General features: G+C 43.8%; 7 protein-coding genes and 1 pseudogene. 2 read left to right on the plus strand and 6 right to left on the minus strand.

Features of this window, described 5'->3' with window-relative positions; translation table 11 throughout:
• Positions 1–53: 53 nt before the first annotated feature.
• From FNL97_RS15545 to FNL97_RS15560, 4 genes are all read right to left on the minus strand, one after another.
• Positions 54–1,712 carry a thiamine pyrophosphate-binding protein gene (locus FNL97_RS15545; RefSeq protein ID WP_143416113.1) on the minus strand — a complete coding sequence of 553 codons (1,659 nt, stop codon included), beginning with the start codon at positions 1,710–1,712 and terminating at the stop codon, positions 54–56.
• A gap of 5 nt (positions 1,713–1,717) precedes the next feature.
• Positions 1,718–2,887, minus strand: a complete 1,170-nt coding sequence (locus tag FNL97_RS15550; RefSeq protein ID WP_143416114.1) for an aminotransferase class I/II-fold pyridoxal phosphate-dependent enzyme — start codon at positions 2,885–2,887, stop codon at positions 1,718–1,720.
• Positions 2,888–3,182: 295 nt separating this feature from the next.
• Positions 3,183–4,640, minus strand: a complete 1,458-nt coding sequence (locus FNL97_RS15555) for an NAD-dependent succinate-semialdehyde dehydrogenase (RefSeq protein WP_143416355.1) — start codon at positions 4,638–4,640, stop codon at positions 3,183–3,185.
• A gap of 87 nt (positions 4,641–4,727) precedes the next feature.
• Complete coding sequence (locus tag FNL97_RS15560) at positions 4,728–6,059, minus strand: aminotransferase family protein (protein ID WP_143416115.1); 1,332 nt, start codon at positions 6,057–6,059, stop codon at positions 4,728–4,730.
• Positions 6,060–6,864: 805 nt separating this feature from the next.
• Between FNL97_RS15560 and FNL97_RS15570 the strand changes: the two genes are divergently transcribed.
• A complete protein-coding gene (locus FNL97_RS15570) occupies positions 6,865–8,895 on the plus strand; it encodes a hydantoinase/oxoprolinase family protein (protein WP_012749114.1) in 2,031 nt (676 codons plus the stop codon).
• A gap of 109 nt (positions 8,896–9,004) precedes the next feature.
• Positions 9,005–10,884 (plus strand): annotated as a pseudogene (locus FNL97_RS15575) (hydantoinase B/oxoprolinase family protein).
• A 234-nt stretch (positions 10,885–11,118) separates the two neighbouring features.
• Here FNL97_RS15575 and FNL97_RS15580 read toward each other — a convergent pair.
• Positions 11,119–12,339 (minus strand): IS110 family RNA-guided transposase, encoded by a 1,221-nt coding sequence (locus FNL97_RS15580; RefSeq protein ID WP_015865166.1) that lies wholly within the window; start codon positions 12,337–12,339, stop codon positions 11,119–11,121.
• 394 nt (positions 12,340–12,733) lie between these two features.
• Positions 12,734–14,455 carry a phosphomethylpyrimidine synthase ThiC gene (thiC, locus tag FNL97_RS15590; protein WP_143416117.1) on the minus strand — a complete coding sequence of 574 codons (1,722 nt, stop codon included), beginning with the start codon at positions 14,453–14,455 and terminating at the stop codon, positions 12,734–12,736.
• Positions 14,456–14,814 lie beyond the last annotated feature (359 nt).

Here is a 14,814-nt window from a genome sequence, read left to right on the forward strand (position 1 = left end):
TTCTATTAAAAATTTATGCATCCATGATGGTTGCTATTAATCAAATGAAATGATTATATAGAATCCACCCGCTTCCGCAATTGTTCAATTGTAGAAGTGACCGAAATTTGATTTGGATCCGTCATTATTTCAATAACAGTCGGTTTCGCTTCTTGCAGCGCCTGAATGAGGGCATCAGTAAATTCCCCTTCCGTTTCGACCCGAATGCCATTTGCATTGAAACATTTGGCTAATTCGGCAAAGGAAACCGTTCCTAAATCTGTGCCGATCACTCGTTTTGGGAAATGGAGCTCTTGGTGCATGCGAATCGTCCCGTACATGCTGTTATTAAACACAATGCTAATGATAGGAACATGATATCTAGCAGCTGTTTCTAACTCTTGAACGGTCATCATAAAACCGCCATCTCCTGATAGTGAAACTGCCACACGGTCGGGATATGCTAGTTTGGCACCGATGGCGGCCGGCATGCCATATCCCATCGCTCCGGATGTCGGGCCGATATACGTATGCTCTTCGGTAAACTGGAAAAAGGCATGGAGCCAGCCGGCGAAATTGCCAGCATCATTCGTAATGATCGAATTGTTTGGCAAATGTTCTTGCAGGCTGGCGATAATCGCTTCATTTAAATTCCGTTTTTCCACCGGAAGTATCGATACTTGTTCATATTGTTTCCTCCTTGCTGCTACCCAATCGCGCCAAGACGGCTGCACAACGATTTTTAGCAATTTTAAGAGCGTTTCTTTGCAATCTGCTAGGATGGAAATGTCCGGTGGATATACTTTTCCTAATACATCGCTGTCGATATCGATATGAACGAGCGTCTGATCCGGAGACAGCAAGCGATAATCTTGTGTCGTCACTTCCGATAATCTCGTCCCGAGCGCGATCACGACATCGGCCTGCTTCACTGTTTCGATAATGGATTTCGGCGTTCCTAATCCAAGATGGCCAACATAAAGCGGATGGTCATTCGGGAACACATCATGGCGGCGGAAAGCAGCCGCCACAGGAATGGAATATTTTTCAGCAAATAACCGCAACAGCTGTTCCGCCTTAGCCAGCTTTACTCCTCCACCGGCGATGACAATCGGCCGTTTCGCCCTTTGCAATATTTCCTGCACGCTCCGCACATCCTCTGCGCTTGGAGCAGGTCTCGGTATATCTACATTCGAAACGACCGCTTCGGCAATATCTTGGAGAAATATATCTTCTGGAAGCGAAATGACGACAGGTCCTGGCCTTCCCGTTTTGGCGATGCGAAACGCCCGCTGCACCAGCTCCGGTATTCGCTCCGCCTCGCGAATTTCCACCGTCCATTTTGCAATCGGCTGGAAAAACCGGTCTAAATCGACTTCCTGAAATCCTTCCCTGCCGCGGAAATGGCTGTGTACTTGCCCTAAAAATACGACCATCGGTGTGGAATCTTGTCTCGCCGTATGGACACCAATCGCTAAGTTAGCCCCGCCGACCCCCCGCGTCGCCAGCACGACTCCGGGTTTTCCCGATGCTTTTGCATAACCTTCCGCCATAAACGAAGCTCCTCCTTCATGGCGGGCCGAAATCAGTTGAAGCGAAGGTTCATCGAAAATGGCATCCATCAGCGGCAAATAGCTTTCTCCCGGCACGCAAAACACTTGGGAAATTCCCTCACGTTTTAAGCAATGAACGATTGCTTTCGCCGCGGTGGTGTTTCGGATCGTCTGTTTCACCGTTTCTATACCTCCCAATCAATTTGTTTCCATCGTTCAACCGCTTGCTGTAATCTCTCTATTGGTGCCGATAAGGATAACCGGACATATCCTTCTCCTGAAGGGCCAAATGCCGTCCCCGGCGTCACAATCACACCTGCTTCTTCGAGTAGCTTCGCGGCAAATTGTTCGGAGGAATACCCTTCGAAAACAGGAATCCATAGGAAAAAGGTCGCTTTCGGGCGCTGCACTTGCATGCCCAGCGCCTGCAGTTCCCCGGCCATCATATTCATCCGTTGCTCATAGATTCGGTTATTTTCTTGCACGGACTGATGGCTGCTCGCCAGCGCTGCCGCTGCAGCTTTTTGAATCGGAAGAAACTGGCACGTATCGGTGTTGCTTTTAATAATCGAAAGCGCTTTAATCATATCTTTATTTCCGACGACATAACCGATGCGGCAGCCCGCCATGTTGTAGCTTTTCGATAAGGAACCGAATTCGACCGCCACTTCCTTTGCCCCGCTTACTTGTAGAATGCTTGGCGCTTTAAACCCTTGGAAAGTCACAAACGAATAAGCGGAGTCATGGGCGATGAAGATGCGGTGCTTTTTTGCCAGCGAAACCGCCGCGGCGAATGTATCCATGCCAACAGTGGCCGCCGTTGGATTGCTCGGATAATTTAAAAACATGATTTTGGCTTTTTCATAAATGGCCGAAGAAAGCTTAGAAAAAAGAGGAACATAGCCATTTTCCGCATCGAGCGGCAAATAAACGCTTTTCCCCCGCGCGAAATGCACGGCCGTGCGGTAAACCGGATATCCAGGATCGGGAATCAACACCATGTCTCCCGGATTGAGCATAGCCTGCAACAAATGGACAATTCCTTCTTTTGATCCAATTAACGCTAAAACCTCGGCATCGGGATCCAACTGCACTCCATATTCCCGCTCGTAAAAAAGCGCCACCGCTTCCCGATATTCTTTGCATCCCGCATACGGCGAATACGTATAATTGGTTGGCTCGTTCAGCTCTTCTTTTAATTTTTCCACCACAAAAGAAGGAGGCGGCAAATCAGGAGCGCCGATGCCTAAATCAATGACATCGACCCCCTTCTTGATCAACTCTTCTTTTTTCTTTTGAAACTGCGAAAATAAATAAGGCGGCATCGTTTGGACGATATCGGAAAACACATTCATCCCTATCCCCTCGCATAAAATAAATACCTTCCCTCTTAATCTATGCTTTTGCTCGCTTATTTAGCTCACGGCATCCTAAGTTGACGAACCTAGAACCAAATTAACAGAAGCCGTTTCGTCCAAATAAAAAATAAGCGGCCAGCATCATCACGCAATGGTGAAACTGGCCGCTGTCTACGCATGCAGATCGCCGGCAAAGGCGCCGCAATAGACTACGCAGTTTTTCTACTATCATACTTATGCAACGAAGAGATCAGTCATGAAGATTTTTTATATCGCTGCTCTTTACGTCATGCTACAAGGATTGGATCCCCATCGATACATACTTCAATTCAACGAATTCGAAAATCCCTTCTTTGCCGCCTTCTTTCCCCAGCCCTGATTGCTTCACGCCGCCAAACGGCGCTTCGGCCACGGCTGGGAATACATCATTAATGCCGACGATGCCATATTCCAGTTTCTCCATTACGCGATAAGCGCGGTGAAGGGAGTCGGTAAAAATATAGGCCGCCAGACCGTATGGCGTATCATTCGCTTCGCGAATTACTTCCGCCTCCTCGGCAAACGGCCGCAGCGGCAGAAGCGGACCGAACGTCTCCTCGTTCATCACTTTCATCTCTTTCGTTACGTTCGACAACAACGTTGGTTCAAAAAAGTAGCCTCGGTACGGTCCTTCCCACCGTTTTCCGCCGTAAAGAACGGAGGCCCCTTTTTGCACGGCATCATCTAAATGGTCTTGCACTTTCTTTACCGCTTCCTCATTAATCAATGGCCCGATATCGGTTGTTTCATCCAAGCCGCTGCCAATGGAAAGCTGTTGTACTTTCGCTGTTAGTTTTTCCACAAAAGCGTCCCAGATCGTCTGCTGCACATAGACGCGGTTGGTGCAAATACACGTTTGCCCGCAGTTTCGGAACTTGCTTGCCAGCGTCAGTTCCGCCGCCAAGTCCAAATCGGCGTCCTCAAATACGATGACCGGCGCGTGGCCGCCGAGTTCCAGCGACAGTTTTTTTACTTGATCCGCGCTTCCTTTCATCAACAGACGCCCTACTTCCGTCGAACCGGTAAACGTAATCAGCCGCACATCGGGATGGTTCATCCAGCACTGCCCAATCGAAACGGCATCACCGGTGACAAGGTTGACCACGCCAGGAGGAAGCCCCACTTCTTCGAGGATCTTCACAATTCGATACGCGGTCAACGGCGTCTCCGGCGCTGGCTTTAACACAACCGTACATCCGGCGGCAAGAGCCGGCGCAAGCTTTCGCGCAATCATCGAAGCTGGAAAATTCCACGGGGTGATTGCGGCGACAACGCCAATTGGCTGCGGAATGACCATCAGCCGTTTATGCTTGTTCGAGGAAGGGATAATTTCCCCATAAAGGCGGTTTGCTTCTTCCGCGTACCAAAGGAAATAGCTAGCGGCGGAATCGATTTCGGCGCGCGCCTCTTTCAGCGGCTTTCCTTGTTCGGACGTCAAAATAGCGGCAAGTTCTTCTTTATGTTCCTTCATTTTTCCATAGGCTGCATATAATAGCTCGGATCGTTCTCTAGCTGTTTTCCCCGGCCAGACAGCAAACGCCTGACGGGCGGCACGCACCGCTTGTTCCGCGTCTCTTTCATCCCCATGAGGAACTTCTGTAATCGCTTCCAATGTGGCAGGGTTTTGTACTATCAATCTTTGGCCGCTATATGCGTCCATCCATTGACCATTAATAAAAATGGTTTTGGTATAATTGATTGTTTTCTCCATCATTTGGCCTCCTCAACTATAAAACTCAAAAATGGGAGCTGACTCAAAATATCATTGAGTCAGCTTCTTTACATTTAATTACGATTTTTAGATTTGTAAATTATTCATTACGGATATCATAGAATCCCGTAAAATCTGAAACATCTTTTGAATCTCTTGTTTATTAATAACTAACGGTGGAGAAAATACAATTGTATCTGCATCGCCAAATGTGACCGTCCGCAAAATTAATCCTCGTTGACGAGCCTCATTGATAATAATAGGCGCTAATTTTTTTTCAAACCGTTCGTTTGTTTGTTTGTCTTTTACAATTTCCAACGCCCCAATTAGCCCTAAAGAACGAACCTCTCCTACAATGGGCAATTCACTTTGAAGCATTTTTAATTGTTTGTGAAGTTCTTCTCCCATTAATCGTGAATTTTCCACCAAATTTTCTTCTTCAATAATTTGGATATTTCTTAATGCAACTGCACATGCGGTAGGATGTCCGCTATAAGTGAATCCGTGAAGCAGTGTTCCTTCAGATAACTCAATTAAATCTTTATGCAGCTTTTCATGAATAATAACTGCACCTAACGGAATATATCCGCTTGTGATTCCTTTTGCAATTAACATTACGTCCGGAACCACATTCCAGTGTTCGCACGCAAACATTTTCCCAGTACGGCCAAATCCCGTGATTACTTCGTCAGCGATAAATAAAATATTGTTTTCATCACAGATTTTTCGAATTTCTTGAAAATAGCTATCTGGTGGAATATTTACTCCTCCTGCCCCCTGAATCGGCTCAGCTAGAAAAGCTGCAATGTTTTCTGCGCCTTCTCGCTCAATAATTTCTCGAACAGAGTCAACAGAAAAAGTATCCGCATGGATAAACTCTGGAGCAAGCGCCGTCGTCATATTCTGGAAGTCTTGAATTCCCGTAGCGCTTGTCGCACCAATAGCTACTCCATGATAAGCTTTTTTCCGTGAAATGATTTTTGTTTTGTTTGGATAACCTTTTAATTTCCAATAATGTCTTACTAATTTGTAAGCAGTATCATTCGATTCCGAACCGCCGGATGTGAAGAAAACGGCACTTAAGTCTCCAGGGGTAATCTCAGCAAGTTTTGCGGCCAGTCTAATAGCAGGTTCGTTGCTAAAAGTAGCAAAACAAGAAGAAAAAGCGAGTTTTTCCATTTGTTCCTTAGCGGCTTCCGCAAGTTCTTTTCTTCCATATCCAACATTCACATTCCATAATGATGCCATTCCCTCTATATATGTTTTCCCATTGATATCTGTCACATAGACGCCATGTCCTTCTTTAAATATTGCAGCAGGTCCATTTTCTTGTTGTTCTTTAATCGAGGAAGTTGGATGAATAAAGTGTTTTTTGTCCAGTTCAACTAGATCAACAGTTAGAAGTGGTTGATTGTTCATTATGAATCTCTCCCTTTATATTTATTGGATATTTTGAATGTAAGAAATAGAACCCTACAATTAGCGAACATCGGAAAAACGAAAATAACTGTCATTGCGTCGGCGGCAGCTAATTTTTTGTTTTCTAACTGATCTGAACTGAGGCCTAATGATACACTAGGTATGATAAGGATGTACCACACGATGCAAACCAGACAAATAAGATCAGTATTTTGCCAATCGCTTTCATGGGAATATTCATCTCTTTGGCTGCTTGGGAAATAACACCGAATCCAACGAATTTTACAGACAATAAAAAGCCAATATTTTCAATTTCACTACAAATTGGTGAAATGAAAATACTGGCTTCTATCTGCTGGTACTAATCTTGCGGGATTAGTGAGCAGATTGAACAGTATTCGATATATATTTTTTTGTGGAGAATTGAAAACAGATTCGTTTAATTTCATTTAATAATTATTAAAACCTGCTTTGCTCATACTCGTTGAAACAAATTCGGTCAGAATTTGCACCCAATTTTAATATTGATGATAATAAATTCTAAATAATTTGTAAATAACATTTACAATTTAAATATTAAAAAATACAAAATATTACGAATAAAAATAATTGTTTGACTAGTCTATAAAAATGATGTAAAATTTAAAATTGAAAAATAAATAATGAAAACTGTGTAGTCTATTTAAGTCGTCTTTGCCGACGACCTTACAATAGACATCGGCCAGTTTAATCATTTTTACACAATGATTATGCTGGCTTTTTATGTTTTTCACCCAGAGGATTATAAGATTAGGAGGAGATGAAAATGAAAAAATATAGGGTAGCAGTAGATGTTGGAGGCACATTTACAGATGTTTTCGTCTTTGATGATCAAACAAAAAATATGTATGTCACAAAAACTTCTTCCGTCCCTGCTAGTCCCGAAAAAGGAATATTAGAGGGATTAGAAAAAGCAGGAATAAGGGGAAAAGATATTTTAATATTTTCCCACGGAACGACAGTCGGAACGAATGCATTGATTGAAAGAAAACTTCCTAAAACAGCTCTGGTAACAACAAAAGGATTTCGCGATGTAATAGAGATCCGTAGAGGAACAAAGCTGAATCTATGGGATGCATACGATGATGTAGCCCCACCATATATTAGACGGCGTGATCGGTTTGAATTAAAAGAACGTGTAGATTATTCGGGAAGGATAATAGAGAAAGTGGATGAAAAAGAGGCTAGAGAGTTAGCTAGAAAGTTGAAAAGACGTGGGGTTGAAGCGGTTGCGATATGTTTTATAAATGCATACATGAATAATGAGAATGAGTTAACAGTGAAGAAAATTTTTGAAGAAGAGCTTGAAGGGGTTTATATTTGCACTTCTAGTGAAACATTGCCGGAAATTTTTGAACATGAACGTATGAGTACGACTGTTGTGAATGCTGTGCTTGGTCCTATTGTTAGTAACTATATCAAAAAATTAGAAAATGAAATGCGTAGCCGTGAATATGAAGGTGATATTTTGGTCATCCATTCGGGCGGAGGAGTCATGACTAGCGAAACTGTTCCAAAATATGCGGCCCGTCTTGCTAGTTCCGGCATTGCTGCAGGTGCTATTGCAAGTAGATATATTGCTAATCTTTGTGGGTATAAAAACGCAATCGGGTTAGATATGGGAGGAACAAGCACAGATATTTCCCTTATGTATGACGGCAACTTAAGAATTACGAAAGATTGGTATATTGAGTATGGTTATCCGATTAGGTTTCCATCCATTGAAATTCTAACGATTGGAGCTGGTGGAGGAAGTATTGCTTGGATTGACAAAGGAGGATCTTTACGAAATGGTCCTCGGAGCGCTGGTGCTGATCCGGGCCCTGCGTGTTATGGAAAAGGTGGAGAGAATTGTACGAATACAGACGCTAATCTCATTTTGGGACGCCTAAGCGAAAATTTATTAAATGGTCAGATGAAATTGGATAAGCAAAAAGCTATTCAATCGATTCAGAGGATTGCAAGCGTTTACAACTACACTATTGAAGAAGCAGCCAATGCTATCTTAAAGGTTGCGAATGCGAATATGTGTGATGCATTGCGATTAATTTCGGTACGCCGTGGATACGACCCAAGAGAATTTGCTTTGGTTGCTTTTGGTGGCGCTGGCCCATTGCACGGTGCATATCTAGCAAAAGAGATGGAAATTCCAGTTGTAATTGTTCCACCGCATCCAGGTGTAGCAGCTGCGATGGGTTGCCTTTTAGTTGATGTCCAACACGATATCACTAAGACTTATTTAGCAGATTGTAGCAATGTTTCTGTTACGGATTTAGAAGAAGAATTTAGAAAAATGGAACAAGAGGCAAATCAGTTACTTGAAGAAGAAGGTATAGAACCGGATAATAGACAATTTATACGTTTTATAGAAATGAGATATGCAGGACAGTGGCGTTCTCTAGCTATTACTGCATCTAGACCATTACAGTCAATTGAAGAAGAATTAGAAAAGTTTCATAGAGAGCATGAACGGGAATTTGCATTTTCAAACAGAGAACAGAAAGTGGAAATATTCGGTTTACGTGTTTCTGCGATTGGAATGGTACCAAAACCAAGTATTCCTGTATTTAAATCGACTGGCCAACTTAAAGACGCATTAAAAGAGACTCGCCCTGTTTACTTCGAGGAAACAAATGGATACGTAGAAACACCAATTTATTTCCGACCAGATATACCAGTTGATTCATTAATTGAAGGACCGGCTATTATAGAGCAATTAGATTCAACAGTCGTTATTCCACCGGGATTTCATGCAAAAATAGACCAATACAAAAATATTTTAATTTATACAAGATAAAAGGGAGGAGAATTTGATGGATACAAAAGTTCATCAAAAGTTTAAAAGCAAGCTGGATCCAGTTACTTTTGAAGTGTTAAAAAACGCTTTTATCAATATTGTGGATCAAATGTCCGAGCAAATTTTGAGAACTTGTTATTCCTTTGTCATTTACAATCGAGATTTTAGTTCTTGTCTTTGTGATGCAGAAGGAAATACGGTTATGCAAGGAACACAAGATATTTCCGTGCACGTTGGAACCTTACATTTAACCGCGAAAGCAATTATCGAAGACTTTGGTGATGATATTCATCCTGGAGATGTGTTTATTATTAATGATCCCTATAGAGGAGGAACACATTTCAACGATACACGTATAATACGTCCAGTTTTCTATGATGGAAAACTTATAGCGTTTATGCAATGTAATGGACACTGGGCAGACGTGGGAGGATCAGTGCCCGGATCGTTTGATATAAAGTCTAAGGATCATTACGGTGAAGGAATTCGAATTCCTCCACTTCGCATTTATTCTAAAGGAGTATATTTAAAAGATGTTGGCAATATGCTTGTAGCGAATATGCGTGTTCCTGAAGAAAGACTTGGTGATTTAAGAGCACAGGCTGAAGCTACAAAAGTAGGTGAAAAACAATTATTAGAACTTGTAAACAAGTATGGTATTGATACGATACTTACTGCATTTTCGGAAGTACAAGATTATGTAGAACGGCTTACAAGAGCACAAATTCAGGAACTTCCAGATGGGACGTGGGAGACTGTTGATTATATTGATATGGACCCTGAAGCAGGAGACGGTTTAATTCCGATCAGAGTAAAAATGAAAATTGTAGGAGATCAAATAGAGTACGATTTAAGTGGTAGTCATCCGTATATTGGTTGTTTCCTGAATTCAGGGTTCGGTTCCTCCCTTTCAGCCGTGTATGCTGGAACGAAAACATTTTTCCCAGACATTCCACTTAATTCAGGATTTTATAGAGTTGTAAAAGTCCATTTGCCGGAAAACTCAGTTGTTAATGCACCATGGCCTGTTGCTGTAACTGGATTTTGTTCAGGAGCTTATGAAAAAATTCTAAACTCTTGTTTTGAAATTTGGTCTCACATCATTCCAAAGAAATCTTTAGCCTGCTCGTTTAATTTAGAGTACCTATTAATTGGTGGATGGGATAAAAGAGAAGGTGGAAACCGATATTTTATGTGGTATGATTGGATGGCTGGCGGACATGGAGGGCGATCCGACCGAGATGGTGCAAATGCTATGTCCCCTGTTTTTGGTGTGGGATTAAGTATTCAACCGTGTGAAGGCCAAGAAAGACTTTCGCCGGTTATTACAACTAAACACGAGATTATCCCTGATTCGGGGGACCTGGTAAATTTAGAGGAGGGTGCGGTGTAGAAAAAGGAGGAATTATAGCAGAAGCGCAAGATGCGGTTATGTCTTACTGTTGTGACCGCGCTAGATCGGTTACATGGGGAATTTTTGGAGGTCTCCCTTCTATTCCACATGGAGCGATTTTAAACCCTAATACAGAAAAAGAACGATATTTAGGTACTATTTTTTCAAATGTAAAAATACAAAAAGGAGATGTATTTACTCGTCCATCTGCAGGAGGCGGAGGGCTTGGCGATCCACTTGAAAGGGATCCAAAAGCGGTTTTAGAAGATGTAATCGATGGATATGTAACAATTGAACGTGCAGAGAAGGATTACGGAGTTGTTATTAAAGAAATTGATAAAGATATAGATCTTTATGAAATAGATGAAATAAAGACATATGAAACACGTGAATTCATTCGGAAAAATAGAAAAAGTTGGTTGGAAGAAGATCCGCAAAAAGTTTTAGATTTATATAATAAGGGTGAAATCGACAAGCTTGATTTAATTCGACGTTATGGAGTTATCATTGATTATGCTACAAATCAATTGCTTCCAAAGTCAACTTCTCAATTTAGAGAGATGCTAAAAAAGAGGGCCGTTAAATATTGGAGTTAATTTAATTTCTAAAATTTTTAATGAAGTTTTAAGTGTAAATTGATCGTAAGTAAAAATACTCCCGCTTTAGAACTATGTTCTTTCATAAGCGGGAGATTTTTTATCTCGAATCTGATATTAATAATATAAAATCTATCCTGAAAACACCATTTAAGACAAAAAAACGGACCCCACCTAGCCTTCGGAATCGGATTCCAAAGGAAGGTATTTCAGTATATATATGGTTAATAAGTGCTATGCACTCGTTTTTTCCAGTTTCACTTCGTACCCTAACCCCTCTAATCGTTTCACCGTTTGACGCACGATGCGCGCTTCTCGCTGCCGATCCCAGTAGTCGGCTCCCAACTCTCTATACGGTTCCTTTCGAGTTAAGATATAATAGATCATTTCTAAAATCGTTCTCCCGACCGCGACACTCGCTCGATTCGCTCCTCTTCGTTTGGCGATCCGATGATACTTGGCCGATAGGTACGTGTTCTTCGTTCGGGCGGCGGCACGGGCGCATTCCACGAGGCACGACCTCAGCTTCTTGTTCCCTTTCCTCGTTCGACCTGACAACCGTTTCCCTGCACTCTCATGATTCCCGGGAGCCATTCCGGCCCATGAGGCCAAGTGCGCGGCGGTAGGGAACCGGCTCATGTCCGTCCCGATTTCCGCTACAATTTGTTCCGCGCTTTGCCGCCCCACTCCCGGGATCGTATCGATGAGCTCCAGCGCTTCATGAAAAGGGCTCGTTCGTTCCTCGATTTCCCGATCCAACCGGGCAATCGCTTCATCTAAATACTCCACATGACGCCATTGCTCGGCCAGCATCATGCGTTGATGCGGCCCCATCACTCCTTTCAATGCGCGCCGGAGCTCTTCCGTTTTTTGTTTCAGCCGCCCTTTGGCGAGCTGGGCGAGGGCCGCCGGATCGTCCTTTCCTTCGATAAGGGCGCGAATGATGAGCCGGGCCGACATCCCGTTGATGTCGGATACGACCGAAGAAAGCTTGATATTGGCTCCTTCCAGCACTTTTTGGATGCGGTTGAGCTCCCGTGCCCGTTCCTCGATCAAACTGCGCCGATAACGGACCAGTTCCCGGAGCTCCCGCTGAGCCCGATGAGGGATGTAACTCCCTTTTAGCAATCCATGGCGAAGCAAGTCCGCGATCCATTCGGCATCTTTGACATCGGTCTTTCGCCCGGGAACCGCTTTGATGTGTTGGGCATTGACGACAAGCACTTCGATCGGCTCTGCTTCGAGGAGATTATACACTGGCTTCCAATATACGCCCGTCGACTCCATGGCAACGTGCGTCACCTTTTTTTCTTTCAGCCAATCCACCAACTCCTCGAGATCGTCGGTCAGCGTACCAAACGTGCGAATCTCTTTTCCTTCAGGGGTAAGGGCGCAAGCCGTAATCGATTGCTTATGCACGTCCAATCCGCAACAGCGTTCATACAAGACGCGCATCGGTCTCCCTCCCTGCTTCGTTCTCAAAAACAGCTGGTGCAGCAGTCTTTGTTCAAGCATTCTATCCTGCGTGCTTCCCTCAAGGGAGCGACATTCCGTGGTGCACCAGACTACTGGGGTCCGTCTATATATCGGACTTTTACGTACCATAGATACAACGACCTCATGACCCCAGCTGCAAGGAGACCATTCGACAGAAGGTTGTTTTCATCCTTCCGATGGTGACGAAATTTTTTTGTCATGGGAGTCTATATAATGACATTTGACACATTTTCGCATGAACGACGTCTCGCAAAACGAATGCTGACAATTTTTTCGGATATGGGCAATTTGCTGTTCCAATTTAAGAATTTTCTCCTTCAGTTCGGCAATTTCCTTTTGCAACTCTTGAACATTATCGATAGAGAGATGAGCCATTTTCGACAAACTCCTTCGCTTTTTGTTTCATCCCTTCTTCCCTCACCGTTTTTTGCAGCTCATGTGAAATTTTCATCGAGCAAAACTTCGGTCCGCACATTGAACAAAAATGCGCGACTTTCGCCCCTTCCGCCGGCAATGTTTCATCATGATATTCCCGAGCTCGATCTGGATCAAGCGAAAGGTTGAACTGATCGTTCCAACGAAACTCAAAGCGCGCTTTTGATAACGCGTCATCCCGCCGTTGCGCTCCCGGGTGCCCTTTTGCTAAATCGGCCGCGTGTGCTGCGATTTTATAAGCGATCACTCCTTCGCGCACATCATCTTTATTCGGCAGCCCTAAATGCTCTTTCGGCGTCACGTAACAAAGCATCGCCGTTCCGTACGCGCCAATGATCGCCGCTCCAATCGCGGATGTAATGTGGTCATATCCCGGCGCGATATCGGTCGTAAGCGGTCCTAATGTGTAAAATGGCGCACCTTTGCAAATTTCGATTTGCTTATCGACATTTTCTTTAATTTTATGCATCGGCACATGCCCTGGTCCTTCGATCATCACTTGCACATCATGTTTCCACGCGATTTCTGTTAATTCTCCGAGCGTCTCCAATTCAGCAAACTGTGCTTCGTCATTCGCATCGGCAATCGAGCCTGGACGCAGCCCGTCTCCAAGCGATACTGCAATATCGTACGTTTTCAAAATCTCGCATATTTCTTCAAAATGCGTGTATAAGAAGTTTTCTTCATGGTGGGCTAAACACCATTGCGCCATAATCGAGCCGCCGCGTGAAACAATGCCAGTCGTTCGGTTTACCGTCATCGGTATGTAACGAAGCAGCACCCCCGCGTGAATCGTAAAATAGTCCACCCCTTGTTCCGCTTGTTCGATGAGCGTATCACGGTAAATTTCCCACGTTAAGTCTTCCACGACGCCATTCACTTTTTCAAGCGCTTGATAAATCGGAACCGTCCCGACAGGCACAGGGGAGTTGCGAATAATATACTCCCTTGTCGCATGAATATGTTTTCCTGTCGATAAGTCCATAATCGTGTCTGCTCCCCAGCGCACCGCCCAAAGCATTTTTTCGACTTCTTCTTCAATGGATGATGTGACTGCGGAATTGCCAATATTCGCGTTAATTTTTACATGAAAACGACTCCCAATAATCATCGGTTCACTTTCCGGATGGTTAATATTCGAAGGAATAATCGCTCTGCCTGCGGCAACTTCTTGACGCACGATTTCCGGATCTATATTTTCGCGAATTGCAACAAATTCCATCTCCGGCGTAATAATCCCTCGTTTTGCGTAATGCATTTGCGTAACGGTTTTTCCTTTTTTTGCGCGCAGCGGTTTTCGCGCAAAAGGCAGAATAATCTCTGATTGCTTCCCATTACGGAATCCGTTATCTTCCGGTTTCACTGGACGCCCCTCGTATTCTTCAACGTCCCCTCTTTCTAAAATCCAGCGTTTTCTTAGCGGCGGCAATCCTTTTTGAATGTCCGGCTGAAAATCAGGATCGGTGTAAGGACCGCTTGTGTCATAAACACGAACAGGTTCATTTTCGATGATTCCTGTTTCTGTCTTTGTTGGACTTAACGTAATTTCTCTCATCGGAACACGAATATCCGGTCTTGAACCTTCGACATACACCTTTTTACTCGCAGGAAATTGCATGAAAGATTTGATGTTTTGCATGTAACTCCTCCTAGTTACTAAAATCTATAAAAATCGACTCATCGCGATGGAACCAGCCAAACAGCTTGCCGCTCAGGAAACACCTGAGTTCCATCAGGAAGGGAATCCTAATGTCTCACCGGCTGTGAAAGACAACCCGTGGTTCGCTGTCAGCGGCGGCTCCTGTCATGCACCATTTCTTCCATCGGTCAGTACACGACAGCGATTTTAGCAACCAGGTCTACACCTCCTTAAAATAATGGTTAGGACCTGAAGTTACACCAAAACGCGGGGCAAGATAGGAGACCATATGCGGAAATAAAAAATCGGGTCCTTTTCGGAACCCGATGGAATGCAAATAGCGAAACGTACGCAGCAAA

It is taken from the genome of Geobacillus sp. E263 (assembly GCF_007197795.1).
Taxonomy (GTDB): domain Bacteria; phylum Bacillota; class Bacilli; order Bacillales; family Anoxybacillaceae; genus Parageobacillus_B; species Parageobacillus_B toebii.

Coding starts and splice junctions, on each gene's coding strand:
- FNL97_RS15555 (WP_143416355.1), bottom strand. CDS start 4,640: ATGGAGAAAACAATCAATTATACCAAAACCATTTTTATTAATGGTCAA.
- FNL97_RS15570 (WP_012749114.1), top strand. CDS start 6,865: ATGAAAAAATATAGGGTAGCAGTAGATGTTGGAGGCACATTTACAGAT.
- thiC (WP_143416117.1), bottom strand. CDS start 14,455: ATGCAAAACATCAAATCTTTCATGCAATTTCCTGCGAGTAAAAAGGTG.
- FNL97_RS15580 (WP_015865166.1), bottom strand. CDS start 12,339: ATGCGCGTCTTGTATGAACGCTGTTGCGGATTGGACGTGCATAAGCAA.
- FNL97_RS15550 (WP_143416114.1), bottom strand. CDS start 2,887: ATGAATGTGTTTTCCGATATCGTCCAAACGATGCCGCCTTATTTATTT.
- FNL97_RS15560 (WP_143416115.1), bottom strand. CDS start 6,059: ATGAACAATCAACCACTTCTAACTGTTGATCTAGTTGAACTGGACAAA.